Source organism: Micromonospora sp. NPDC047187 (assembly GCF_040643355.1).
Classification (GTDB): Bacteria; Actinomycetota; Actinomycetes; order Mycobacteriales; family Micromonosporaceae; genus Micromonospora; species Micromonospora salmantinae.
Genome location: NZ_JBEYUF010000001.1, coordinates 549,081 through 575,916 on the forward strand (window position 1 = coordinate 549,081; position 26,836 = coordinate 575,916).

Genomic DNA, 26,836 nt, shown 5'->3' on the forward strand with positions numbered 1-26,836 from the left:
GTTGGCGGGGGTGGGCGGGGGCGCACCCTAGGGGCGGGGCCAAACATACCCGTGCGCCCCCCGCGCCGACAAGTGCCACCAACTCCGACCTTCGCCATTGGCGTGCGCAGGTCGAAGGCTGAACTCCGCTCCGGCAGCGCCTGCCAGGATTGTTCAGCGTGCCCCGGTGCGGCGGGGAAAGACAATGGCCTCACGCGGTGGTCGTCGATTCTGCTGGATTGTCGACGCCCATATTGACGAACATCGTCACACATGCGCAGTCGTGTATGTGGCGGCGAGGTGTTCAGTCGCGCCTCTGCCGCCTCTTGGCGGGCGTCAAAACATCGGTTACGTTGAAGCAGGCCGTCGTCACAAAGGGTTTTTCGGCGCGAGGGGTGGCGACGTCCGTGGCGCCACGACTCACCTGAGGAGTCGCATTGCCCCTTCACCTGGCTCCGCAAATCGATCCGACACTACGGTCGGCACTCGACGAAACCGTCCTGTTGACACAATTGGCCGACGCGATGGGATCCCCACTGGGCGTGGTTCTACCGCAGCAATTGGCGGAAAACGTCACCGCATTCCGTTCGGTCTTTTCCGACCACCGTCTCTCCGGTCAGATCTATTACGCGCACAAGGCCAACCGATCCAGTGCCCTGGTGCGCGAACTCGCCGCCACCGACGCGGGCATCGACGTGGCGTCACTCGCCGAGCTGCAGCACGCGGTCGGTGCCGGCTTCGTGCCGCAGCGGATCATGGCGACGGGGCCGAAGAACGAGGAGTTCCTCTGGCTGTGCGCCCGCACCGGAGTCACCGTCAGCGCTGATTCGATCGGCGAGTTGGCGGCGCTCGCCACACTGGTCAGGGATTGGTCGTTGCCGCGTGTACGGGTGATGGCGCGACTGTCGGGCTTCACTTCAACAGGCGTGCAGTTCAACAGTCGTCGTAGCCGCTTCGGGGTGTCGGCCGCTGCGGTGGGCGAGGTTCTCGACGTGATCGAGAAACACGTCGAAGCCCTGGACCTGGTCGGAGTGGCGTTTCACCTCGACACGATTGGGCTGCCGGAAAAGGCCGTCGCGTTGGAGGGCTGCCTCGGCGCCCTCGACGAGTGTCGCCGACGAGGTCTGCGGCCCTGGTCAGTGGACATCGGCGGTGGGTTCGGCGTGAACTACCTGGCTGACGGGGCGCAGTGGGAGCAGTACACCTCCGCCCTCACCGAGGCGGTGCTCGGCAGGCGGGCGCCACTGACCTGGAACGGGCACGGTTACGGGCTGCGCGCCGAGGGCGGCCACGTCCGCGGTTCGCTGAACCTGTATCCCGCTCACCGGCCCGTCTCCGGACCCGCGTACCTCGATCGGCTGCTCGGAACAGCCGCGCCCGAGCAACGTCGCCCACTCGGGACACTGCTGTTGGACAACATGTACGACCTACTCGTCGAGCCGGGTCGGGCCCTGCTCGACCAGTGCGGCCTGGTCCTGGCCAGCGTTCTCGAAGTCCGCGACGAGGCCAACGGCGACACCATCGTGCGCCTGGACTGCAACGCACGCGATGTCAGCCTTGAGGAGCACGGAGTCCTGATGGACCCGGTCGTCGTGCACCGCACGACCCCGGCCGCTCCGGGACCTGCGGCGGTGTACCTGTTCGGCAACCTCTGTCTCGAAGCGGATCTCATCACCCGACGCAGGGTCTTCCTGCCGTCCCGGCCCCGCCCCGGCGACCTGCTGGCCTTCGTCAACACCGCCGGCTACCTGATGGACTTCAGCGCCACGCACGCGCTGCGTCAGCCGATCGGCCGCAAGGTCGCGCTGTACCGCGACGACGGCGGGTGGCGATGGTGCCTCGACGAGCAGTACTGGCCCGTTCACCATCGTGCGGAGGCACCATGAGGTTCGAGAGCATGACCGAGGCCATCGGCAATACCCCGCTGGTGCGCATCGACCCCGCCGTACACGGTCTGCACAACATCGACCTGTACGCCAAGATGGAGCTGCTCAACCCGTTCGGCTCGCTGAAGGACCGCGCCGCGTGGAACATGGTCCGACCTCTCCTCACCCAGGCCGTTGAGAGTGGCGACACCGTTGTCGAACTGTCGAGCGGCAACACGGCCAAGGCCCTCGCCGTCATCGCCGGGATGCACGGGCTCACCTTCAAGAGCGTCACCAACCGCATGAAGGTCGCCGAGATCAAGGACCTGCTGCTGCTGCTCGGCGCGGAGATCGACGAGCTGCCCGGGCAGGCCGAATGCCTCGACCCCACTGACACCGACGACCCGCTGACCCGGATGTACCACCGGCTCGCCGGATCGAGCGGCGGCTACCTGCACACCGACCAGTACTTCAACGAGCTCAACGTCGACGCACACCTGAACGGCACCGGCCCGGAGATCCTGAAGGACCTCGACGGCCGAGTCCCGGACTACTTCATCGCCTGCGTCGGAACGGCCGGCTCCTCCACCGGCGTGGCGGCTGTGCTGCGCCAGCACAACCCCGACGTACGCGTCGTCGGGCTGGTGGCGCACAAGTCCGACTTCATCCCGGGGATCCGCACCATCGACGAGGTGCACGAGGTCGGCCTCTTCGACCCCGACGTCTACGACACTGTGGAGACCATCACCGCTGACGACGCCATCGACGGCCTGCTGACACTCGTACGCCGATGTGGCACGCTCGCCGGGCCTACCGGCGGCGGCGCCTACCAGGGCGCCGTACGCCATCTGCGCGGCGTCGACGCGCAGCTCACCGAACGCCGCACGGCGGTCTTCATCGTCTGTGACCGCGTCGAGAGCTACATGAGCTACCTGCGGGAGCGGCGCCCCGAGCTTTTCGGTCGGCCACCGCGGCGCAACTCCGTCCGCACGGTGACCGACGCGGACGTGCGGCAGGCGGCGACAGTGGATGTGGCGGAAGCCGAGCGGTGGATCGCCGAGCGCCGAGGGCTGGTGGTGGACCTGCGCAGCCCGTTCGCGTACCAGGCGTTGCACATCGACGGCTCGATCAACATCGTCGACGAGCTCTTCGCCGAGCTGCTGCATGGCGGGCTGCCGTTCGGCCGCCGCCAGCCGGTGCTGCTGGTCTGCCCGGTGGGGGAGAAGTCCGCCCGCTACGCCGCTCTGCTGACCCGGATGGGTCATCCGGACGTACGCTCTCTCGACGGCGGGATCATTGCCTGGCGGGACGCCGGCGCCGAACTCGTGCGCGACTGACATGGACGTTCTCACCGAGCTGCGCCCGTGGCAGGAGACGTTGCGCGCTCAGTTCCCGCTCATCGCCGCCAACCCCGACGTCGCGTACCTGGACAGCGCCGCCACCTCGCAGAAGCCGCAGGCGGTCCTCGACGCCGTCCTGACCTATCTGACGACGGGCAACGCCAACGCCGCCAGGGGCACCTATCCGTGGGCGAACCGGACCACCACCCGCATCGAGCAGGCCCGCGACCGGCTGCGCCGCTTCCTCGACGATCCGGCACCGCAGCGTTCGGGTGTGCATTTTGTCAGCGGCACCACCGAGGGTCTGCGCGCCATCGCCCGCGACTGGCTCGCCCCGCAGTTGCGCGACGGCGACGAGATCATCGTGCCGTTCGCCGATCACGCGGCCAACAACGCACCCTGGCTGGAAACCGCGGAGCTGCTGCGTCACCAGGGCCGCCTGTCCGTCGCCGTACGGGCAATGCCCTACGACGCCGCCCATGACTACGACATCGACCGGCTCGCGGCGATGATCAATGTCCGTACGCGCCTGATCGCCGCGACCCACGTGCACCACGTCTACGGCAACGACATGAACGTGCACAGGCTGCGCGCGGCCGTCGGACCGGACATTCCCATCTGCCTCGACGCCGCGCAGGGCGTGGGGCACCTGCCGCTGTCCACGGCGACGACCGATGTCGACTTCGTGGTGTTCTCCGGGCACAAGGCGATGGCCCTGCCGGGCAGCGGCGCGATCTGGGCGCGCAATCAGCGTGGTCCGACGTACGCGCCGGGCGGCTGGAACGGTTCACCAAACACCAGTGGCATCATCAGCCTTGTCGCCGCACTGGACTGGCTCGACGCCGCCGGCCTGGATCGCATCGCCCGGTGGAACACCGCGCTCGGCGCGCGGCTCACCGACGGGCTGCGCACGCTGCCCAACGTTGAGGTGCTGGGCTGTCAGAGCAGCCTGGCCGCCGACACCCCGACGCAGCAGCGCCAGGGCATCGTGGCCTTTCGCCACCATCTGATCGGCTCGAACGACCTCGGGTTCATCCTGGCCGCGCATGGCCTGCTGGTCCGCGCGGACGGTCACTGCCAGGGCGACCAGGGCGAGAAGACGGCATCCGTACGGGTGAGCCTGCACGTCTACAACACCGCCGAGGAGGTGGACCGGCTTCTGTCGGTCTTGGCGGAGCTCGACCTGGATTGACCGACACGCACCGCGATATGCCGGTTCTTCGGTGTCGGATCACCTACGCTGTCGGAAATGGCTTCCGTTATCGTGTGGTCATCCTGTCCGCGCGTCGTCCCGGAGTGCACCAATGGCAACGACCGCCCGCGCGCCCGCCGCCCTGCTGGACCGCGCGCAAGCCGTCCGGTGGCGTGAGAGCTGGGCGCAGGTCATGGGGGGATTCGTGCCGCACCTCGCCAGCCTTGAGGAGACGCTGTGCAGTGTCGCCGAGGCTGTTCGTGGCCGGGCGCCCACGCGGGTGCTCGACCTGGGTGGCGGACCGGGACTGCTCGCCGAGCGGATGGCCCGGCGGTGGACCGATGCCGCGATCACCCTGATGGACATCGATCCCGTGCTGCTCGCGCTGGCGCGCGGTGCCCTGGCCGGTGAGGTGCGGACGCTGGAGGGGGACCTGTCGACCCCGCGCTGGGTGGACCGTGCGGGTGGCGGCTACGACCTGGTCACGGTGGTCATGACCCTGCACTACCTGCCACCGGCGCAGGTCCGTGCGTTCTACGCCGACGCCCGTCGCTGCCTGGCGCTCGGCGGGCTGCTCATCGTCGCGGACCTCATGCCCGACGAGGGGCTTCCGTCCCTGATGGGCGCCTTGAATCCGGCCCCGGGCGAAGCCGTCGCGGAGCTGGCCTGGGCGCGGTGGTGGAACGACATCGCAGAGATGGACCTGCTGCGCCCGCTGCTGGCGCAGCGGGCGGCGATCTTCGAGAACCGCCTGCCGGCCGAGTTCACCGCTCCGGGTTCCTGGCACACCACCGCCGCCCGCGAGGCCGGATTCGGCGAGGCCGGGATCCTCTGGCGATGTGGCAGGCACGCGGCGCTGGCGGCCATGGCCTGAGGGTCGACCGCCCGGGTCCCCGGACGCTGCGGAGACAACACATGCACGTGTGGTCATCTCGCTATTAGACGATACTTAGCGAAAACGATTACCGTTCCGCATCTCAGGAATGGAGTGTTTTCGTGAAGCATGGACAACGCACGATCATCGCCGCGGCGACCGCCGCCGCGCTTGTTCTTCTCAGTGGTTGTGGCTCGGGAGACGATGCCGCCAAGGGCGGCAGCAACGCCTCGTCCGGCACCGGGCTCGCGGTGGTCGCCACCACCCCCGAGGTGGCCGACTTCGTCCGCACCATCGGCGGCAGCGACGTCACCGTCACACAGATCATCAAGCCGAACGTGGACCCGCACGACTACGAGCCCACCCCGGCCGACATCCAGGCGATCGGTAAGGCCGCCATCGTCGTCAAGAACGGTGTCGGCCTCGAGGAGTGGCTCGACCAGACCATCGAGTCGGCCGGCTTCAAGGGCACCGTCGTCGACTCCAGCCAGGGCGTCACGCTGCGCGAGGGTGGCCACGAGGAGGGCGAGGAAGGCCACGAAGAGGGCGAGGATGCGCACGAGGGCGAGGAGCACGACCCGCACATCTGGCACAACCCGCTGAACGCCAAGACGATGGTCGCCAACATCGAGAAGGGCCTCGCCGCGGCCGACCCCGCGCACGCGGCCGCCTTCGCGGGCAATCTGAAGACCTACACGGCCGAACTCGACAAGCTTGACGCCGACAACGAGGCCGCCTTCGCCAGGATCCCTGCCGATCAGCGCAAGCTCGTGACCAACCACGACGCCTTCGGCTACTACGTCGACCGGTACAAGCTGCAGTTCATCGGCTCGGTCATCCCCAGCCTCGACACCTCCGCCGAGCTGAGCGCGAAGCAGCTCAACGAACTCGTCGCGAAGATCAAGGCGACGGGTACGAAGGCCATCTTCGCGGAGACGTCGCTGCCGCCCAAGAGCGCCGAGGCGATCGCCAACCAGGCCGGCGTCAAGGTCATCGGCGGTGAGGACGCCCTCTACGGCGACAGCATCGGCGCCGAAGGCACCCCCCAGGGCACCTACCTCGGCGCGGAGCGGCACAACACCCAGGTCATCGTCACGGCTCTGGGCGGCTGACATGGACGATGTCGCGGTGGCCGACGCCGCCGTTCGCTTCACCGAGGTGAGCGTCGGCTACCACGGCACGCCCGTGCTCACCGACGTCAACCTCGAACTGGTCCCCGGGCAGCGCCTGGCCCTGATCGGACCGAACGGCGCCGGCAAGTCCACGCTGATCAAGTCGATCCTCGGCCTGGTGCCGGTCCTCGCCGGCACGTCCACCGTGCTCGGGCGTACGCCGGCCCAGGCCCGGGCCCGCACGGGATACGTCCCGCAGACCGACTCCCTCGACGCCGACTTCCCGGTGACCGCAGGCCAGGTCGTCATGATGGGCCGCTACCGGCGAATCGGCTGGTGGCGGCCCACCCGCAACGCCGACCGTCGAGCGGTGCACGAGGCGCTCGACCGCCTCGGCCTCGCCGATCACGCGAGGACCCACTTCGGCGTGCTCTCCGGCGGCCAACGCCAGCGGGTCCTGCTCGCCCGCGCCATCGCCGCCGAACCACGGCTGTTGCTGCTCGACGAGCCGTTCAACGGCGTCGACGCGGTGAGTCAGGAAGCCATTGTGTCCGTCCTTCGCGAACTCAGCGCGGTCGGGACCACCCTGGTGCTGAGCACCCACGACCTGACGGTCGCGCACGAACTCGCCGACGCGGTCTGCGTGCTCAACGGGCGACAGTGGGCGGTCGGCCCGCCCGACGAGACGTTGACGGCCGATACGCTGCGCCGGGCGTACGGCGGACACGCCGTCGAGCTGAGAGACGGCCGGACAGTGCTGGTGGAACCGTGATCGAGCCGTTCACCGTACCGTTCATGGGGCGCGCCCTGGCCGAGCTCGCGCTGCTCGCCCTCATCTGCGGACCGGTCAGTGTCTTCGTCTTCGCCCGCCGCCTGTCGTTCGTCTCCGACGCGCTGACGCACACAGTGTTTCCCGGCGTCGTCATCGGGTTCCTGGCCGGGGGCATCGAGGGCATCGTCGTCGGGGCGCTGGTCGCCGGCGTCGTGACCGCTGTGGTGCTGACACTGCTCAGCCGAGGCGGGGCGCTGTCCGACGACGCGTCCACCGCCGTGGTGCTCACCGCGATGTTCTCGATCGGCGTGGTGCTCGTGTCGCGGCGCTCCTCGTACACCGCGGATCTGACCTCGTTCCTCTTCGGGCGCATTCTGACGGTGACGCCGCGCCAGATCGCGGAGACCGCCGTGCTGGCGGTCGTCATCCTCGGGCTGCTGCTCTTCAGTGCCCGCGCCCTGATCTTCCGGACCTTCGACCCGGCCGGAGCGGCCGCCGCCGGCTTCCGGGTCGCCTGGCTCGATCTGTTGCTCAACATCATCGTCGCGCTCGTCGTCGTCGCCGCGGTGCGCGCCGTCGGCACCATCCTGGTGGTGGCGCTGCTCATCGTGCCGGCCGCAGCCGCCCGCATGCTCACCACACGCCTGTCGCTGATGGCGGTGATCGGCACCGTCCTCATCCTCGTCGCCGCATACGGCGGTCTGTTGGCCAGTTGGACGGCGTCAGTCGACTACGGCATCTCCCTGACCTCGGCCTCCGCCGTCGTCCTGCTGCTCGTGCTCGCCTACCTGCTGCTGCTCCCGCTGGGAGCGCTGCGGTCGAGGCACAACCGCGGGCGGATCGTCTCCGACGCAAGGAGGTCCCCGCATGAACTGGTGGGATGACGCGCTGCACCGGGCCACGGCCGAGGTGCTGCTCGCCGGCGCGCTCGCCGGACTCGTCGGCGTTCACGTCGTGCTTCGCCGGCTGTCCTTCTTCACCATGGCACTGACCCATGCGACGTTCCCCGGGGTGGTGGCCGCCTCCATCATCGGCGTCAACATCGTCATCGGCGGCGTGGTCGCGGGGGCGATCGTCGCGCTGGGCGTCGCCGCGCTCAGCCGCCACCGAAGCCAGAACACGGCTGCGGCGACCGGCGTCATGCTCTCCGGTGGCTTCGCGCTCGGCGCCGGGCTCGTCGCCACCCAGAGCGGCTTCAGCCGAGACCTGACATCGTTCCTCGTCGGATCGATCCTCACGGTCAGTCCGCAGGATCTCGTGACCACCGCGGTGGCGCTCGTCGTCGTCGCGGCCGTCCTGCTGGTCTGCGCCCGTCCACTGCGCTACACCGGCTTCGACCGGGCCGGCGCACAGGCGGCCGGCTTCGCGACCGGTGTCTGGGATGTCGTGCTGTTGCTCGTCATCCAGGTGGCGGTCGTGACGATCGTCCCGGCGATCGGCACGATCCTCGCCCTCGCCCTCATAGTGGCACCGGCGGCGGCGGCGCGCCAGTGGTCGCACCGGCTGAGCATCATCACCGCCCTGGCCGTCACGTTGGGCGCTCTCAGCGGGCTCGGCGGCCTGTACGCGTCGAGCCGCTGGGACGTCGCCGCCGGCGCGAGCATCACCCTGACCGCCACCGCGATCCTGGCCCTGTCGACAGTGCTGGCCCGGCTGGTCAGATCCCGGCCCACGGCGACCGCCCGCCTGCGGGCGTTCCCCGCATGAGCACCGCACCCCTCGACGAGACGAGGCGCGCCCTGGACCGCGCGGTGGTCGTGCTGCGCGCCATGGCGTACGAGCACCGGATCCATATTCTCGTGCTGCTGCAGGACGGCGAACAGACGCCGGCCTCGCTGGCGGAGGCGATGTCCGCGGACTCGACGCTCATTGCCCGCCACCTGCGGTATCTCAAGGAGGCCCGGTTGATCCGGCGCAAGCGTCGCGGGCGAGAGGTCACCTACACGCTGCAGGGGGAGGCCACCAGGCGACTCATCACGGAGGTGCTGCACCACGCCGAGCACTCGGCCTGAACATCGCAGGCGCACGACGGCTACTTATAGTTCAGCATCGCGTTAATTCAGTGGATGATGTACTGTCGTGTGGTGGAGACGTTGACGCACGGGCAGGTCCTGGCTCGCTTCGGTCACGCCTTGTCCGACCCGGTCCGAGCCCGGCTCCTGCTCGCGCTGCGCGAAGGCCCCGGCTATCCGGCAGACCTCGCCGACCTGCTGGGCACGAGCAGGCAGAACCTGTCCAACCACCTGGCCTGTCTGCGTGGCTGCGGCCTTGTCGTCGCCGTACCCGAGGGTCGCCGGTCGCGCTACGAACTCGCCGACGCGCGCCTCGCCCATGCCCTGGGGGATCTCCTCGGTCTCGTCCTCGCGGTCGACCCGGCCGCCTGCCCGAGCGCCGAAACCGAGGGCTGTTGCTGATGAGCCTGCCGCTCATGCCGTTGGCCGCTGGACCGCCGTCGGCGCGACGGACGGTGTTGATCCGTCGGGTACGGCTGTTCGTGGCCGTGACCATCAGCTACAACCTCATCGAGGCGACAGTGGCGATCAGCGCGGGGACGATCGCCTCGTCGACCGCGCTGATCGGCTTCGGCCTCGACTCGATCATCGAAGTCGCCTCGGCCGCCGCGGTGGCGTGGCAGTTCTCCGGCGCCAACCACGAACGCCGCGAACGCACCGCCCTGCGCATCATCGCCATCTCGTTCTTCGCCCTCGCCGGCTACGTCAGCGTCGAGTCCGTACGCGCGCTGCTCGGCACCGAGCGCCCCGAGCACTCCACGGTCGGCCTGCTGCTCGCGGCCGTGTCGCTGGCGGTCATGCCGATCCTGTCCGCCGCGCAACGGCGCGCCGGCCGCGAACTCGGCTCCGCCTCCGCGGTCGCCGACTCGAAACAGACCCTGCTGTGCACATACCTGTCCGCCGTCCTGCTCCTCGGATTGGCAGTCAACTCGCTGTTCGGCTGGTGGTGGGCCGACTCGGCCGCCGCGCTGGTCATCGCCGCAGTCGCGGTCAAGGAAGGCCGGGAAGCCTGGCGTGGCGGCACCTGCTGCGCTCCGGTCACGGTGCCGCGCGAACCCACCGGGTCCGGCTGTACTGACGGCTGCTGCACCCCGAGCAGGGCGAGGGCCCACCGGGAACGGGGAAAGGGGTCTTGAGCGTGGGCCTCGTCTACCTGGCGCCGCACCTCACGAACTGACGCAGCGCATCGAGTGTCGCCGGGGCGAGCACGTTCGAATTCGCGGGGTCGGTCAGAGCGGCGAGTAGCCGGTAGGCGGCATCGGCTTGGCGGACGACCACGGCGGCGCTGTAGGCGCGCGAGCGAGGGGGGCCGGGGTGCCGCTGCGCCCCGGCCCCTCGCTCCGATACGGAGTGGAGGGTTCTCAGCTCACCCGCAGCGTTGACCGTTGAGGTTGAAGGCGGTTGGCGCCGGATTGGTGCCGCTCCACGTGCCGTTGAAGCCAGTGCTGGTGGACGCGCCGGAGGCGAGTCTGCCGTTCCAACTCATGCTGTCGGCGGTGACGCTCGTTCCGTTCTGTTTCCAGGTGGCCGACCAGCCCTGGCCGACCTTCTGGCCGGTGGTGGGGAAGTCGAAGGCGAGTTTCCAGCCGTCGATCGCGGTGGTGCCGGTGTTCTTGATCGTCACGGTCGCGGTGAAGCCGCCCGGCCAACTGTTCGCCGTGTAGCCGACCGTGCAGCGGACGGTCGGGGCGGTGGGCGCGGTCCGTACGGTCAGGCCGGGGGAGGCCGCCGAGACGTTGCCCGCCGCGTCGCGGGCGGTCACCACGAAGGTGTACGGGGTGTCCGGTGTCAGCCCGGTCACGGTGTACGTGGTGCCGGTGGCGTTGCCCACCTTCACGGTCCCGGCGGTGTCGACCCGGTGCACGTCGTAGCCGGTGACGGCGGTGTCGTCGGTGGACGGCGTCCAGGCCAGCGAGATGCTGTCGCCGGTGATCGTGCCGGCGGTCGGCTTGCCCGGGGCGGTCGGCGCCTGGGTGTCGCCGGGCGTGGTGTCGCGCGGCAGCACCAGGTGGGTGATCGAGTTGGCCGGGAAGGTGGCAGTGAGGCCGCCGGTGGTCACCGGCTGGTCTGCCTCCCGCACGACGCCGGCGAGGTCCGCTCCGCTGTAACGGTAGACCTGAGCGGTGCTGGCGGAGGCGCCGGTGAGGGCGACCGGGCTGGTGAGGTCGTCGCCGGTCTTGTTGATGACGACCACTGTGAGGGCCTTGTCGGCGCTCCGCTCGGCGGCGTACACGGCCAGTTTGCCCTGGTCGGCGCTGGTCGCCTGGACGGAGGTCTCGCCGAACGCGCCGCCCTTGCCGTCGTAGTTGCGGTAGACGCGGAAGGCGTTGGCCACCGGCTGGTCGGCCTCGGGTGCGGTCCAGAGGGTGGCCAGGTCGAGCCCTTCGCGGCCGAAGATGCCGAGGACGTCAGCCTGGGCGAGCGCGCCGTTGAGCGACCCGTGGCCGCCCCAGTTGTACTCGGTCATCGCGACCTTCGTGCCCGGGTAGTGCTGGTCGACCAGCTCGCGTAGGCGCGGGATGTACCGGACCGGACTGTTGATCCAGCTCTCGTCCACGTAGGTCGGGTCCCAGAGTTGGCGGGTCGAGCGCAGTCGCAGCGCCTGGGTGTCGGCGTCGCCGGCCGCTTCGCCCAGTACGCCGGACTGCTGCGGGTAGAGGTGGACGTCGAAGTAGTCGAGGATGCGTGTGCCGTGCTGCTGCTCGTACTCGCGCATCCGGTCCAGGTACCACGGGCCGAGGTCCTGGCCGCCGTGCGCGGCCTTGTCCGGCGGGTTCGACCAGCAGCCGGTGCGCGAGCAGGTGTCCTGGTCGAGGCCCGAATAGAGGATCGAGTTCAGGCCCCAGCCGACGGGACCGAGCGTCTTCGCGCCGGGGTCGGCAGCCTTGATCGCGGCGGCGTACTCGTAGGTGCGGTCGCGTAGCTCGTCGTAGCCCAGCCCGGCCGGGCGGACGTCGCGGTGGGTGGAGTGCCACAGGTCCGGCTCGTTGTCCAGGTTGTAGAACTGGACCCCGCCGTCGGCGGCGGCGCCGAACTGCCCCTTGAGGTGGTTGACGAAGTCTGTGGCGTACTCCGGACCCACGGCGACGCTGGTGTCCTCCGGATCGTTGCCGGTGACAGGTGACCCGTCCGGCTTTATGCCGTTGCCGCAGTCCGGTGCCCACTGGTCGGTGGACTGCTGTGGGCCGTACTTGGCGACACTGAAGCCACACGCCCGCGACCGGTCCTTGGCGATCCAGCCGAGCAGAGGCAGTGTCATGACAGTGGCGGCGCCGTTGGCCTTGTTCTCCTGCACGAACCGGTCGGTCTCCGAGCCCTCCGGAAGGTCGGCCGGACTCGGGTTGTCGTTGGGGATGTTCTCGAAGTACCAGTCCGACGCGCGGTTGGTGGTGTCGGCTCGGAAGTTGTAGCGGGTGGTGGCGTTGCCGCCGTAGCGGTGCACCGGCAGCCGCAGGTCGCGGGCGAGAGCCTGGTCGGCGAAGTTCATGCCGTAGACGTACGGGCTGATCTGGTGCCGGGCGGCAGTGGTGTCCACGGCCAGCGCCGGGCCGGCCGCGGCCAGGGCGGGCTCCGGCAGGGCCAGACCGCCGAGGGCCGTGGCGAGCACGACCGGAAGTAGAGCTGTGGTGGGACGCACGAGCATTCCTTTCGCAGAGGAGCTCGACGATGGGAGCGCTTCCACAGCGTTGCGCTTTCCTGGCTCCGAGTCAACGCCGCAGGGTGGTCCACTGCTGGCCGACCGAATGCAAGCGTCACATATAATGACGCCCGTCAATGTGGTTGTGCCTGATGCGGTGGTGCCGGAACAGCCCGGATCGCCGCAGTGCGGAGGCAACCGCGCCGCAACGGTGCGAGCGGGAGCATCTCAGCGTCGCACGGCCGGAAAGTTCCTGCTGGCCCGGCCCCTGTGGCGGGAACCAGCCGTCTTGGAGGATGACAGTGCGCAGATTTCTCGCGGTGTTCAGCGCCGCCCTGATCCTCGGCGCCGCAGTCGGCAGCGTTCCGGCCGGCGCAGCGGGGGCCTCCCCGCCCTCGTGCCCGCGTGGCCTGCTTTTCTGTGAGGACTTCGAGCGACTGCCTCCCGGGGGGCCCAGCACGGTGAACTGGGGCGTCGACACCCGGAACGGCACGCTCACCGTCGAACGTGCCCGTCGTGGCAACCAGGTGCTGCACGTCCACACCGTCGACAACGGACGCGCCTTCCTGCGCGTCGACGACTTCGCCGCGCCGGGCAACCGCTTCTACGGCCGCATGCGCCTGCGCGTCGACGCCTTCCCCACGGCCCCGGACTGGGCGCACTTCACGCTGGTGGAAGCGACCGGCACCGGCAGCGCGGAGGTCGTCCGTCCGATCGGTGGGCAGTACGCGCCAACGGTTCCCGGAACCTTCTGGGGGGTTGGCGCCGACGGCGGTCCGACCGGCGACTGGACCAACTGGCGGGAGTCCGCCCCGGTCGTCGAGGACACCTGGCAATGCTTCGAGTGGAAGATCGACGCGGCGGACAACCGCGTCGCGGTGTGGATCGATGGCGTGGCGAACCCGGAGCTGACCGCCTCCACGAGCGACCACGGTGGCAACGATGTTCCCTTCGTCCTCCCGACGGTCGACACGGTGAAGATCGGCTGGCAGCTTTACCAGGGCGGCACGACACCGGGCGAGTTTGATCTCTGGATCGACGACATCGCCCTTTCGAGCAAGCGGCTCGGCTGCTGATCCGGGGCCAGTCCCGATGAACGTCCCTGCCGGGGGGCGGCTTTGCTGCCGCACCCCGGCGGCGGACCGGCCTCCATGGCGATCATCGATGCCTCCCGCTACGATCCGACATCGACAGACTACTGAGCGTTGATGTGTGCTGTCCGTTCGTCCTGGACGCTGGCAGTCCGGCGCCGGACGAATCTGGTGCCGGCCTGAGGATCACGCCGTCTCGACGAAGGGAACCCGGATGACGGAGAGCGCGCAGACCACCGAGAGCCGAACCGTTCCGCCGGCCCGGTCGTACCCGTTCAGTGTGCCCGACCGCCTCGTCGTCGATCCGACCTACGGCGAGCTGCGCGAGAACGAGCCGATGACCCGGGTGAAGCTCCCCTACGGCGAGGAGGCGTGGCTCGCCACCCGGTACGAGGACGTCCGTACGGTCCTCGGCGACGTGCGGTTCGGCCGCGCCCCGGCCGTCCAGCGCGACGAGCCCAGGCTCACCCCACGCCAGCAGTACAGCGGCATGCTGACCCTGGACCCGCCCGATCACACTCGGCTGCGCCGGCTGGTGGCGAAGGCGTTCACGGCACGTCGGGTAGAGGCGCTGCGACCCCGAACCCAGGAGATCGCCGACGCGCTGGTCGACGACATGGTCCGGCTCGGTCCTCCGGCCGACCTGGTGGAACACGTCGCCACGCCGCTGCCGATCCAGGTGATCTGCGAGCTGCTCGGGGTCCCGTACGCCGACCGCGACCGCTTCCACATCTGGTCCGAGGCGATCGTCTCGACCACCTCCCTGCCCATGGAGACGATCCAGGAGTACCTGAACAGTCTCTGGGGCTACATCGGTGATCTGGTCGCCGAGCGCCGCCGCGAGCCGGGGATCGACGACCTGCTCGGCGCGTTGGTGCGGGCCCGCGACGAGAATCAGGATCGGCTCAGCGAGACCGAGCTGGTCGAGTTGGCCGGAGGGCTGCTCGCGGCCGGCCACGAGACCACGGTGACCCAGATCCCCAACTTCGTCTACGTGCTGCTGCAGAATCCGGGCCAGCTCGCTCGGCTGCGGGCCGACCCGTCGCTGGTGCCGGCCGCGGTCGAGGAACTGCTGCGGTACGTGCCGCTCGGCGTCGGCTCCTCCTTCGCCCGGTACGCCAAGGAGGACGTCGAAGTCGGCGGTGTTCTGGTCCGGGCAGGTGAGCCGGTTCTCGGCTCACTGTCATCGGCGAACCGGGACGGTACGGTCTTCGCCGACCCGGACCGGCTGGATCTCGATCGCGAGCAGAACCCGCACCTGGGCTTCGGGCACGGCGTACACCACTGCGTCGGCGCGCAGTTGGCCCGCATGGAGTTGCAGGTCGCCGTCGCCACCCTCGTGACCCGCCTGCCCGGACTGCGGCTCGCCGTACCGGAAGCCGAGCTGGAGTGGAAGCGGGGCATGTTGGTGCGGGGTCTGCTCGGCATGCCGGTGGCCTGGTGAGTACCGCCTGGCGGATCGGGGTGGACTCGAGCCGGTGCATCGGCACGAGCATCTGCGCCGGTACCGCGCCCGAGCACTTCCGCCTGGTCGGCGGCCAGTCCGCGCCGCTGGCCGACGTCGTCGCCCCGGCCGACGTCATCCTCGACGCCGCCGACTCGTGCCCGGTCGAGGCGATCACGGTCCACGACACCACCGACGACCGGCTGATCGCACCGCAGGATTGACCCGAGATCGAGCCCGGCCGTCTGCGCCCATGAGCTGGGCAGGTGCGGAAGTTTCGGCAGATCAGCGACGAGACGGTCGCTCTGCCGCGGCGGCTCTGCTGACGGCTTGCGCCAGCACTCCGATCCGGTTCGCCTTCGCCGACCAGGGCTTCGCCGCCGTCTGGTCGACTGGTGCCGCAATCTCCTCCGGACGGTGCTCGACGGCCCGCTCAATCACTGACTTGGAAAGAGGGCAGTCAGAAGCGGTTTGCGTATCTCGCGGCGGCCAGTGTGGCGAAGGCACTAAACGAGACACCGGTCGACGGACTTCTGCCGGGAGTTGGAACAAACTTCGATCAGGATCAGTCGTCTATCGGACCTATTCCGGGGACGGCTGGCCTCGTTCATCAAGCTCCGGTCATGCGAAAATTCACTCGCCGTACCGCGGATTGTCAATGAGCGACACGTTCCAATAAAAGACATACACGAGTTTCATTCGTCATGAGGTCGGCGTACGGGGGCACCGACATGTCGTGGCCACCTGACCAGGCAGTGCACCAGCGGCACGAGGATGATCATCATGACCCAAACGACAACGGCGAACAGTACCTCGACCGAACCCGCCCCCTTGCGCCATTCGATCAGCAGGCAAATTTTCTGGCTACTGCCCGTCGCCTTGGCCTCGGTCGGAATCTGCGTGTTGTTGTTTCAAAAAGAAGCGTGGGGTGCGAACGCCGCGGCCATCATCAGTGTGCCGATCAACATCGCGGCGATCGTGGTGACGATCCTGGTCGACCGGGGCGCATTCAAGACTCCCGCCCTCCGCAAACCGGGTGGCAAGTCGTGGAGGATGAAGGGCGCTGTCTACTTCACCGCGGGCACCCTCGTCCTCAGCGCCGCGTTCTGGTGGTTCCAACGGGAGCCCGATCCGTTCGACTACATGTCGGGCGAGGTCCGGATCGGTTACAACGCGTTCGAGTACGAGGGCTGGCACACCGACAAGGACGGCGGGACCGGGTTCGATGTCGCACTGGCCAACGAGATCCAGTCGCACTTCGCGGACGCCCACCTGAAGTGGGTGGACCTGGGCACCCTGGACAACCGGATCAACGCGTTACACGGGAAGTGGCGTGCCACTGACCGGAGCCCGCTCCAGGAACCCGTCAAACTCGTGATCTCCAATTTCTCGATGACACCGGAACGAGCCGAGGTGATCGACTTCGCCGGACCCTACTTCGTCGACACCCAGGGCTTCCTCAGCCGGAGCGATGCCAAGACCATCGCGGCGATCCCCCGTGGCAAGGTGTGTGCCATCAAGGGCTCGACCACCTTCAGGAGACTGGATCAGATCAACTGGAATCCGGTGCCGGCCGACTCCATCGCCGAGTGCATCAACAGATACAAGAGCGGGGAGATCGATGCCGTGTCGGGCGACCGTTCGGTCATCGCCGGATACGCCCGAGCGGTTGGCGTGAGTCCACCGATCCCGCTGGGGTACGGATCGGAGAAGTACGCCATCGGCATACCGAACAACATGCCACGGCTGTGCGGCGAACTCAGCAAGGTGATCACCGACTTCCTGGAGTACGGCTGGCAAGCCAATTTCGACACCACCCTCGGAACCCTCGGCCTGTCCGAGTCACCACCACCGCAAGCCGTCGACCCCTGCCAACCGGCAGCGCCGTGGCTGGACCGGTAGCACCGCCCTCACCGTCCCGCGATCTGCGCCGTGAGGGTGAGGGTGCTGTCCCGGAAAGACCCTGCTTCGCCACCGGCCGTACCGGCAGTGCCCGCTGCCGTTCAGCCAGACGGCAAGGCGGATCTTGGACACTGCGATGCTGTGTGCTCCTCTGATCCGCAGGATGCCAGGTAGCCCCCGGTCGCACCGGCGTCAGACAGCCGCCGTCGCCGGCTGCCGGGCGATCGGAGATGCTCATGACCACCCCGATGGGCTCGCGCCGGCACCGCCCCAGCGACGACGTCCGGCGGCTGCACACAGCGCTGCTGCGGATGCCCGCCGACATCGCCACCGACGAACTGGTCGACGCCCGGTACGGGCCGACCACCCGGCGTGGGGTGGCCGAGTTCCAACGGGCGCACGGGTTGCCGGTGACCGGCACGGTGGACGGGGCGACCCGCGACGCGGTGCAGATGGTGCTGGCCGAGCCGCCGTCCCGGTTCGTCGTGGTGGGTCGGGTGCGTTGGGTCGATGGGCAGCCGGCGAACGCTTTGACGGTCGGCGCGTTCGACCGGGACCTGCGGCACGCCGAGCAGCTCGGCGAGGCGACCACCGGAGACGACGGGCTGTATCGCGTCGACTATTCGCGGGAACGGTTCACCCGGTCCGAGAAGCAGTCCGCCGACCTGTTCGTCCGGGTGTCCGCTGGTGATCGTCTCCTGTCCGACCCGCCGCTGAGCGCGGTGCTGTTCAACGCCCCCGAGCTGGCCGTGCTCACAGTGGATCTGTCCGGTGGCGGGGACCGGGAACGCAGTGAGTACGAGCGGATCCTCGCCACGATCGTCCCGTTGCTCGGCCAGATCCCGCTGTACGAGCTGCGGCAGGACGACGAGGCCGAGGACGTGACGTTCCTGGCCGCCGAGACCGGACTGCCCGCGACGGCGCTGGCGCACTTCGGTGTGGCGCAGAAACTGGCCGCGTCCTACAAGCTGCCGGCGGTGTTCGGTTACGCGCTGTTCGCCGAGCGGACGCTGTTGACCACGAGCCGCACCGGCGCCGCGCTCGCCCGGTTCGACGTCGATCTGAACACCGAGCTGCGGCCGCTGTACTACGACATCGCCCTGCTCGACGAGCACATGGTCCGGAACGCCGTCGCCGACGCCGTGCGCCATCGGTTCGTTCCCGAGGACCTGCTCGGCGAGCTGGACCGGATCCTCGACATGCTGGCCCGGGTACGGCCGGAGGCCAAGGAGTACGTCGCGCAGGAACGACCGAAGGTGTTGTACGGGCGGGTGGAACGGTTCCTCGCCGACGGCGCGCACGAGCGTGTCCAGAGTCTCCTTGCCGCTGACGCCGCCGGTGACCTGCCCGGGCTGATCGCCCGGCTGGCCGACGCGGCGGCATTCCCCGACCGGTCGGCCGCCGAAGCGGCCGGCGCGGCGAGCGTGCTGGCCGAGGTGCTGGGCTACGACGAGACGATTGTCGACCGGGTCCGCGACCGCGAGGGGATCGAGGGGGCGGCCGACGTACGCCGGCTGGCCCGGCTGGCACCGGCGGACTGGCGGCGGGTGTTGGGGGACAGCACCACGGATGTCCGGGTCGCCGGTCAACCGGTCCGGCCGGAGTTGATCGACCTGCACGCCGGCGCGCTGGCCCGCAAGTTGGAGAGACGCTATCCCACCACGGCCTTCACCGCCCAGCTCGAACGCGACGCGGGCGCCGCAGCCGAATGGTCCGACGGCCGCGGCGATCGGCCCGATCCCGGTCGACGGGCTGACCCCGACGAACAGCCCGGCAAGAACGAACAGCCCGGCGACGACGAGCCGGCCAACGCCGCCGAGCGCGCCTTCGGTGGGCATCGGGACGTGGTGCTCGAACTGCTCACCGCGAATCCGGACTTCGACCTAGCGACCGGCAACGTGGAGCGGCTGCTGCGGGACCACCCGGAGCGGCTGCGGACCGGGCGGCCGGCGCTCAAGGCCGCGCAGCGGATCTTCAAGCTGGCGCCGACCTATCGGCAGACGACGGCGTTGCTGGCGGCCGAAGTGCCGTCGGCGGCCCGGATCCACGCCCTCGGCGAGACGCGGTTCGTGGCCACCGCCGTGGACACCGGCCGGTTCACCGACGAGCAGGCCCGGTCGGTGTATCGCCGGGCCGTGGACGTGCACGTGGCGAGCGGGCTGCTGGCCGGGGAACTCCAGAGCGCGGCGCGGGCGCTGCCGGTCCGGGCCCTGGGCGGCTCGGCGGCCCCGGACCTCACCCCTGTCAGCGCCGACTTTCCCAACCTGAGCAGCCTGTTCCAGCTCGCCGACTCCAGCTACTGCGAGCCGTGCCGCAGCGTGCACAGCGCCGCCGCGTACCTGGTGGACGTCCTTCAGTTCCTCGGCAACCGGCTGGTGACCGACGCCGATACACCGGGTCCGGCCACCAAGGTTGCCCGGGACGTCCTGTACGGTCGCCGGCCGGACCTCGGTGACCTGGATCTGAGCTGCGAGAACACCGACCTTCCGCTGCCCTACCTGGATCTGGTGTGCGAGCTGCTGGAGGAGGCGGTGGCACCGGACGCGGGCCTGGCGTTCGGGGGCCCGCTGAGCGGCGGCGTCGATCCGGTGGAGGCGCCGTCGGCCGGGCTGCTGAGCCTGTTGCAGGGCCAGGGATGGCCGTTCACCGACCGTTCCCTCGTGTACGAGCCGGACCTGGCCGGGGCCCGCGTGGTACGGGACGTCGGCGTGGTGGCCAAGGCGACCCCGGACGGGGCCGGCGGGTGGTTCGTGCGCCGATTGCGCCAGACCACCGGCACCGCGCTGGAGTTGGCGGCCGCGCCGCAGTACGTGAATGCCGCCGCCTACACCCTGCTGGCGGGCAGCCGGTACGCGTTCGCCCTGCCGTTCGACCTGGCCCACGAGGAGACCCGCAGCTACTTCGCCCAGTTCGACATCGCCCGGGCCGACGTGATGCGGGCGCTGCGCCGGTCGGCGGGCCCGAGCGACGAGGCCATCGCGGCGGAGGAACTGGGGATCAGCGACGCGCAGCGACAGTTGGTGGTCACCGCCGACCCGGCCGCTCAGGACGACATCTGGAACACCGCGCCGCTCGGCGCTCTGGGCGGCATGGCCCGGGTGGACAACTTCCTCGCTCGGGCGCGCCTGGACTATCGGGAGTTGACCGAGCTGCTTTCGCTGGCCTGGGTCAATCCCGGGAACGCCATGTTCGTCAAGCACCTGGACACCGGCTCCGACCTCAGCGCAAAGCGGATCCAGCAGCTCACCGACGCGCGCCTGGACCGGATGCACCGGTTCCTGCGCCTGCTGCGCGCGCCCGCCTGCACCGGTTGGACGCCGCCGTTGCTGGACCGGGCGATCCGAGCCGACGCGCTGGGCGGTGGCGCCCTGGACGACGACCTCCTGGTCGCGGTGGCGGCGCTGCACCGGCTCGCGGCGCGGCTCGGGCTGCCGTTGCCCGAGGTGGTCGACCTGTTCGCCCCGCTGGACGGGTCGCGGTACGCCGAGGTGTTCCGCAACACCGCGAACGGCCCGGTCGTCGAAGCGTTCGAACCGGCCAACGTGCTCGCCAACGAGCAGGCGGAGCTGACCACACCCGGCTCGGGCGCTCCGCTGTCGGCGCACGAGGCGTACCTGGCGACGTGCCTGGGGGCAACGACGGCGGACACCGCGCTGCTGGTGGCCGACCTTCCGGCCCCGGCGATCGTCAGCAACGTCGGCCTGCACGCGGTGTACGCCGGGACGCTGCTGGCCCGGGCGCTCGGGCTCACCGCCACCGAATACCTGATCATGAAGGATCTGATCGGGTCGGATCCGCTCACCGCACCGGCCACCGCGCTGGCCTTCGTCGAGCGGTTCGACGCCGCCCGGGCCGGCACCGGCATCCGCCCGGCGGATCTGCGGTACCTGCTCCGACACGTTGCCGACGACCTGGCCGCGCGGGACCTGCCGGACGAGACGCTGACCGCGGTGCTCACCGGGTTGCAGACCGGCTACCAGAGCGGGTACGCGGCGACCCGACCCGCTGTCGACCCGGCGGCGCCCCCCGAGGAGAACCTGCCGGGCATGCGTGCCCTGCTGGCCACCGTGCCCGGGATGACCGAGGCGGACCTGGCCGGCTTCGCGTCGATCGTGGACGGTGGTTGGACCGACGCGGTGACCACCCCGGCGCAGTTCGTCGACGCGAAGCTCGCCGCCCTGGTGGACACCACACCGATAACAGCAGCGATCGTGGCCAGCCCCACCGAGGCCCAGCAGACCACGCTGCTGCTGGCCATCACCACGGCCCTGTCCAGCTCGGCGTACACCCGTACCAAGCAGGAGCTGGCGGTGGCGGCGGTGGCCGACACCTTCGGGTTCTCGCCGGACGCCGCCGCCACCGTGCTGGCCGGCGCGGAGCTGACCCGGCCGCTGCTCGCGGTGCTCACCGACGACGCGCTGGTGGACCTGGTGAACGAGCCACCGGCGCCGCCGGCGGTCACCCCGGCCGGGTTCGACGAGCAGTACCGCGCGCTGCGCCTGCTGCACGTGCTGAGCCGGCTCGTCGACCACCTGACGGTGCCCGATTCGGACCTCGGCTGGCTGCTGACGAACGCCGGGTCGCTCGGCTGGCTGGCCCCGGACCAGGTGCCCTACCAGACCGGCCGCCCGCCGGCCCCGTTGGCCGACTGGATCCGGTTGGCCGCCGGGGTCGAGCTGGCCCGCACCTACCCGCCGGTGGCGAACCCGTTGGACGCGGCCGCGCCGTGGACGGTGTCCGGGCTGTTCGACCTGGTCCTGGCGGCCGGCACCACCGCCACGCAGGTCCACACCCATCTGGCGCAGCTCGGTGGCTGGGACGCCGCGGTGCTGGCCGACCTGGACACCCACCTCGAACTGTCGGCGGTGGACCTCACCGCGTACCGGTCGCCGGCGACGATCCAGCGGTTGGTCCACGCGCTCACCCTGCTGCGCCGGCTGGGCCTGCCGGTGGCGGCGGCGGTGCCGCTGGGCCAGCCAGTCACCACGGCGGCGGGGGCGGCCACCATGCGGCAGGCCCTGAAGGCGCGCTACGCCGAGGCCGAGTGGTTCGGGGTGCTCCAAGGGGCGCAGGACCGGCTGCGGGTGGCCAAGCGGGACGCGCTGGTGGCGTACCTGTTGGCCGAGAACCCTGGGCTGCGCGACACCAACGACCTGTACGACCACTTCCTCATCGATGTCGAGATGGGCGCCTGCATGGCGACGTCGCGCATCGTGCAGGCGCACGCCACCGTTCAGTTGTTCGTGCAGCGCTGCCTGCTGGGCCTGGAGCCGGACAGCGTCGCGGCGGTCACCGAGGATCCGGGTTGGGACCAGTGGAACTGGATGGCCAACTACCGGGTGTGGGAGGCCAACCGGAAGATCTTCCTGTATCCGGAGAACTGGATCCTGCCGGAGTTGCGGGACGACAAGTCGGAGCTGTTCACCGAACTCGACGACCAGTTGCAGCAGGACGAGCTGACCGACCTGGCGGTGGAGAACGCCACCATCACGTACCTGGAGAAGCTGGACGACCTGGCGCACCTGGACGTGATGGCCTGCTACTACCAGCACGACAGGCATCTCATGCACGTGTTCGCCCGCACCCGGGGCGGCGACCCGACGGTGTACTACCACCGGCAGTTCGAGCGGGAGCGGTACTGGACGCCGTGGCGGCGGGTGCCGCTGGACATCGCTGGCGACCACCTGCTCGCCTTCGACCGCAACAGCCGGCTCACACTGGCCTGGCCGGTCTTCACGCAGGAGACGGACACGGCGCAGACCTCACAGATTCCGGACCCGGACGGCATTCCGCCGGGCGGCACGGAGACGGAGCGGCCGCGCCGACGGTGGCGGATCCAGCTGGCCATCGGCGAGCGGACGCAGGACCGCTGGCAGCCGAAGAAGATCTCCAAGGACGCGCTGTACTACCCGGCCAGCGGCTACCGGGAGGACCTTCCGGCGGCGGACGAGTTCACCTGCTTCGCGTACGCGGCCGGCGCGGCCGGCCAGGCGATCAGCGTGCTCACCGGCACCGAGTTCGTCGGCTCGTTCGCGTTGACCGGCTGCCGAGGCTATCCGGAGCCGGTGCCGGGCGGCGGCTCCGGCAACCTGCTGCTGTCGCCGGTGTTCAAGGACACCGAGCTGCTGGCCGAACGCTTCACCGAACTGGTCTCCCGGACACAGAACGACCTGGCGATCAGCACCCCGCTGATGGGCGCGTTCCAGACGCTGGTGGCGCAGACGCCCGGCCGGTTCCGGGTGACGTACCCGATGCAGATGTCGTTGCTCGACTGGATCGTCATGCTGCTGGGGCTGGCGCAGAGCGTCCGAGGCACCCACGACCGCCGGCCGGTGCTGCCACTGGGCACCCTGATGCCGTACTTCTACGGCGACTACGACCGTGGTTACGTGATCATCCCGGGCTTCTACGACCGGCGTGCCGAGGACCCGGCGGATCGGATCGAGAAGACGTACAGCGACGTGGACGAGTTCGCCCGCGACGTGTTGGCGCTGCTCACCGAGTACCTGCGTCGATACGCCGAGGACCCGGCGCACGACCTCGCGGCCGCCGTGCAGGCGATGACCGAGGACGCCGAGTACCACCGGCTGGTCGCCGAGTTCGAGGTCTACGGCACCCTGTCGTACGGGGTGAGGTTCGCGAACTTCTACCACCCGCTGCTGTGTTTCCTGCGGGCCACTGTCTACCGCTCGGGCGTGCCGGCGATGCTGAGTCGGACCACCCAGCTCACCAACACGGGCTTCGACTTCGCTGCCACCTACCAGCCGGCGCCGGTGGTGGTGTTGCCGTACCCGGTGGAGGACCTGGACTTTGCCGCCGACGGCGCGTACGCGGGCTACAACTGGGAGCTGTTCTACCACCTCCCGTTCGACATCGCGCTGCGGCTCAACCGGGACCAGCGGTTCGCCGAGGCGCGCAACTGGTTCCACCACATCTTCAACCCGGTCGGCACCGCCGACGGCGCCTCCGCCCCGCAGAAGTACTGGGTCACCAAGCCGTTCTTCCAGACCGGAGTGCCCGAGCTGCTCAACCAGCGGATCGGCGACATTCTCACGGCGATCGCAGCCGACCCGTCGGGGGCCAGCATCACCGACCTGAAGTTCGCTGTGGAGCAGTGGCGGGCGAAGCCGTTCAACCCGCACGTGGTGGCCCGCAGCCGGCCGGTCGCCTATCAGCTCGCCGTGGTGGTCAGCTACATCAAGAACCTGGTCGACTGGGGTGACCAGTTGTTCCGGCAGTTCACCCGGGAGTCCGTCACCCAGGCCACCCAGCTCTACATCCTGGCCGACAAACTGCTCGGGCCGAAGCCGAGCGTGGTGCCGCCGCTGGTCAGCCCGGCGCCGGCCACCGTCAACCAGCTCCAGGCCAAGGTGGACCTGTTCGGCAACGCGCTGTTGGACCTGGAGAACCTGATCCCCGACCTGGACCTGCTGCCGCACGGCGGGGCGGAACTGCCCAGCCCGCTGAGCTACTCGGCGCTGTACTTCTGCGTCCCACCCAACGAGGAGATGCTCCGGCTGTGGGACCTGATCGCCGATCGGCTGTTCAAGATCCGCAACTGCCAGAACATCGACGGCGTGGAGAGCATGCTCGCCCTGTTCTCGCCGCCGATCGACCCGGGGGCGCTGGTCCGGGCCGCCGCCGCCGGCATGTCCGTCTCGTCGTTCCTGGCCGGGCTCGGCGCACCGCTGCCGAACTACCGGTTCCGGGTGCTGGCCCAGAAGGCCACCGAACTCGTCGGGTACGTCGGTGAGCTGGGCGGCGGGCTGCTCGCGGCAATGGAGAAGCGGGACGCCGAGCAACTCGCCCGGCTGCGCGCCGGCCAGGAGATCGCCCTGCTCGACGCGGTACGGGCGGTGAAGGTCGCCACCATCGCGGAGGCCGAGGGCAACGTCGCGGCGCTGGAACTGAGTCGCAAGGTGGTGGAGGAGCGGCAACGCTACTACGCCGGCCGGCCGTACATGAACGCCTGGGAGATCACCGCCACCGCTTTGTCCGGGGTGTCGCTGCTCGGCGAGACCGCGATCGCGGTGGGCTACATCCTCTCCGGCGGGCTGAAGCTGATACCCAACTTCACCGCCGGCGGCGCCGGCTTCGGTGGCTCACCCACCGTGACCCTCACCCTCGGCGGGGACAAGGCCGGTGCCGCCGCCGACTCGGCGGTGATGACCCTGGAGGCGATCGCCCGGGCCCTGGACAAGGCCGCCGGGATGGCCGCCAACCAGGGCGGCTACCGCCGCCGGATGGACGACTGGGAACACCAGGCGGCGCTGGCCGGTCTCGAACTGACCCAGCTCGACCAGCAGCTCCTCACCGGGCGGCTGCACGTGGCCATGCTCACCGACGAGCTGGCGGCGCACGACCGGGAAGCCGACAACGCCCGGGCCACCGAGGAGTACCTGCGCGGCAAGTACACGAACACCGAGCTGTACCAGTGGATGGTGAGCCGAGCCAGCTCCGTCTATTTCGGGGCGTACCAGCTCGCCTTCGACGTGGCGAAGAAGGCCGAGCGGTGCTTCGCCCACGAGCTGGGCAGCGAGGCCACGTTCCTGCAACCCGGCTACTGGGACAGCCTGCGCAAGGGGCTGACCGTTGCGGACGCGCTGCGCCACGACCTGAAGCGGATGGAGGTGGCCTACCTCGACCGGCACAGCCGCGAACGCGAGCTGACCCGGCACGTTTCGCTCGCACAGCTCGACCCGGCGGCGTTGATCGAGCTGCGGGCCAGCGGCAGTTGCGTGGTCAACATGCCGGAGGCGCTGTTCGACCTGGACCACCCCGGGCACTACTTCCGCCGGCTCCGCACTGTCAGCCTGTCCATCCCGTGCGTGGCCGGCCCCTACACCCCGGTCACCGCGAAGCTCTCCCTGATCGGCAACCGGTACCGGACCGACACCGCGGCCCGGCAGGGCGCCACCAGCGCCAAGGACAAGTACACCGAGGTGCCCGGCGACGAGCGGTTCGCGTACAACGTGGGAGGGATCGAGTCGATCGCGACCAGCAGCGGCCTCAGCGACAGCGGCATGTTCGAGCTGAACTTCGCCGACGACCGCTACCTGCCGTTCGAGGGCAAGGGCGCGATCGGCACCTGGCGCCTGGAACTGCCGACGGCAGTTCGCCAATTCGACTACGACAGCATCAGCGACATCATCCTGCACCTGCGGTACACGGCCCGCGACGGCGGCTCGACGCTGCGCGGCCTGGTCGAGGACTCCCTGCGGGAGGCGCTCAACGAGATGCTTGTCGACGCCGGTCGGACGGGGCTGTACCAGGCATACAGCCTGCGCCACCACTTCCCGGACGAGTGGTGGCAGCTCACCCAGCAGCAGAGCACCGCGCTGACCGTCGGGCCGGAGCACCTGCCGTACCTCGCCCGCGACCACCAGCCGGTGGTGGACCAGGTGACCTGGTACGCCCGGGTGGACGGTGATCCCGGGACGTACGACCTCACGGTGGCCGCTGACCCGGTGACGTTGAACCGGGACGCCGACCTGCGGCAATGCGTGGGTCAGTCCGATCCGCTGGTTCTCGGCACCCCGGTCACGCTGGCGGCCGACCCGGACGGCCTGACCGACCTGGTCGTCCTGCTGCACTACCGGCTCGACGGCTGAGGGGG

17 protein-coding genes are annotated in these 26,836 nt (G+C 69.6%); 16 read left to right on the forward strand and 1 reads right to left on the reverse strand.

Going from position 1 to position 26,836, the window contains the following annotated elements; translation table 11 throughout:
* The first annotated feature begins 416 nt into the window (after nt 1-416).
* From ABZ794_RS02330 to ABZ794_RS02380, 11 genes are all read left to right on the forward strand, one after another.
* Nucleotides 417-1,865 carry a Y4yA family PLP-dependent enzyme gene (locus ABZ794_RS02330; RefSeq protein ID WP_247668659.1) on the forward strand — a complete coding sequence of 483 codons (1,449 nt, stop codon included), beginning with the start codon at nt 417-419 and terminating at the stop codon, nt 1,863-1,865.
* Nucleotides 1,862-3,181 (forward strand): pyridoxal-phosphate dependent enzyme, encoded by a 1,320-nt coding sequence (locus ABZ794_RS02335; RefSeq protein WP_210780535.1) that lies wholly within the window; start codon nt 1,862-1,864, stop codon nt 3,179-3,181. Before ABZ794_RS02330 ends, ABZ794_RS02335 begins: the two co-directional genes overlap by 4 nt.
* A gap of 1 nt (nt 3,182) precedes the next feature.
* Nucleotides 3,183-4,376 carry an aminotransferase class V-fold PLP-dependent enzyme gene (locus ABZ794_RS02340; RefSeq protein WP_238688425.1) on the forward strand — a complete coding sequence of 398 codons (1,194 nt, stop codon included), beginning with the start codon at nt 3,183-3,185 and terminating at the stop codon, nt 4,374-4,376.
* A 112-nt stretch (nt 4,377-4,488) separates the two neighbouring features.
* Nucleotides 4,489-5,250: a class I SAM-dependent methyltransferase gene (locus tag ABZ794_RS02345; RefSeq protein WP_210780533.1), complete on the forward strand. Its 762-nt coding sequence runs from the start codon at nt 4,489-4,491 to the stop codon at nt 5,248-5,250.
* Nucleotides 5,251-5,372: 122 nt separating this feature from the next.
* The gene (locus tag ABZ794_RS02350) at nt 5,373-6,362 is read left to right on the forward strand and encodes a metal ABC transporter substrate-binding protein (protein WP_238688426.1); all 990 of its coding nucleotides are present in this window, start codon (nt 5,373-5,375) and stop codon (nt 6,360-6,362) included.
* Nucleotide 6,363: 1 nt separating this feature from the next.
* Nucleotides 6,364-7,134 carry a metal ABC transporter ATP-binding protein gene (locus ABZ794_RS02355; protein WP_210780531.1) on the forward strand — a complete coding sequence of 257 codons (771 nt, stop codon included), beginning with the start codon at nt 6,364-6,366 and terminating at the stop codon, nt 7,132-7,134.
* The gene (locus ABZ794_RS02360) at nt 7,131-8,018 is read left to right on the forward strand and encodes a metal ABC transporter permease (RefSeq protein WP_210780530.1); all 888 of its coding nucleotides are present in this window, start codon (nt 7,131-7,133) and stop codon (nt 8,016-8,018) included. The genes ABZ794_RS02355 and ABZ794_RS02360 overlap by 4 nt, the downstream gene beginning before the upstream one ends.
* The gene (locus tag ABZ794_RS02365) at nt 8,002-8,841 is read left to right on the forward strand and encodes a metal ABC transporter permease (protein ID WP_210780529.1); all 840 of its coding nucleotides are present in this window, start codon (nt 8,002-8,004) and stop codon (nt 8,839-8,841) included. The genes ABZ794_RS02360 and ABZ794_RS02365 overlap by 17 nt, the downstream gene beginning before the upstream one ends.
* Entirely contained in the window at nt 8,838-9,146 is a 309-nt protein-coding gene (locus ABZ794_RS02370; protein ID WP_210780528.1) for a metalloregulator ArsR/SmtB family transcription factor, read from the forward strand. The genes ABZ794_RS02365 and ABZ794_RS02370 overlap by 4 nt, the downstream gene beginning before the upstream one ends.
* Nucleotides 9,147-9,203: 57 nt before the next feature.
* A complete protein-coding gene (locus tag ABZ794_RS02375) occupies nt 9,204-9,548 on the forward strand; it encodes a metalloregulator ArsR/SmtB family transcription factor (RefSeq protein WP_210780706.1) in 345 nt (114 codons plus the stop codon).
* On the forward strand, nt 9,548-10,282 hold the full coding sequence (locus ABZ794_RS02380) for a cation transporter (protein ID WP_210780527.1): 735 nt from the start codon (nt 9,548-9,550) through the stop codon (nt 10,280-10,282). The genes ABZ794_RS02375 and ABZ794_RS02380 overlap by 1 nt, the downstream gene beginning before the upstream one ends.
* Before the next feature lie 230 nt (nt 10,283-10,512).
* Here ABZ794_RS02380 and ABZ794_RS02385 read toward each other — a convergent pair whose 3' ends face one another.
* Nucleotides 10,513-12,783, reverse strand: coding sequence for a glycoside hydrolase family 44 protein (locus tag ABZ794_RS02385; RefSeq protein ID WP_210780526.1), 2,271 nt, complete (start codon nt 12,781-12,783; stop codon nt 10,513-10,515).
* A 296-nt stretch (nt 12,784-13,079) separates the two neighbouring features.
* On the opposite strand from ABZ794_RS02385, the gene ABZ794_RS02390 reads away from it, so the two are divergent.
* From ABZ794_RS02390 to ABZ794_RS02410, 5 genes are all read left to right on the forward strand, one after another.
* A complete protein-coding gene (locus tag ABZ794_RS02390; protein ID WP_357513811.1) occupies nt 13,080-13,859 on the forward strand; it encodes a hypothetical protein in 780 nt (259 codons plus the stop codon).
* Between the two features lie 229 nt (nt 13,860-14,088).
* Nucleotides 14,089-15,318 carry a cytochrome P450 gene (locus ABZ794_RS02395; RefSeq protein ID WP_357513813.1) on the forward strand — a complete coding sequence of 410 codons (1,230 nt, stop codon included), beginning with the start codon at nt 14,089-14,091 and terminating at the stop codon, nt 15,316-15,318.
* Complete coding sequence (locus ABZ794_RS02400; protein WP_210780523.1) at nt 15,315-15,542, forward strand: ferredoxin; 228 nt, start codon at nt 15,315-15,317, stop codon at nt 15,540-15,542. Before ABZ794_RS02395 ends, ABZ794_RS02400 begins: the two co-directional genes overlap by 4 nt.
* Before the next feature lie 559 nt (nt 15,543-16,101).
* Nucleotides 16,102-17,220: a transporter substrate-binding domain-containing protein gene (locus tag ABZ794_RS02405; protein WP_238688430.1), complete on the forward strand. Its 1,119-nt coding sequence runs from the start codon at nt 16,102-16,104 to the stop codon at nt 17,218-17,220.
* Nucleotides 17,221-17,456: 236 nt separating this feature from the next.
* The gene (locus tag ABZ794_RS02410) at nt 17,457-26,831 is read left to right on the forward strand and encodes a neuraminidase-like domain-containing protein (protein WP_357513816.1); all 9,375 of its coding nucleotides are present in this window, start codon (nt 17,457-17,459) and stop codon (nt 26,829-26,831) included.
* Nucleotides 26,832-26,836 lie beyond the last annotated feature (5 nt).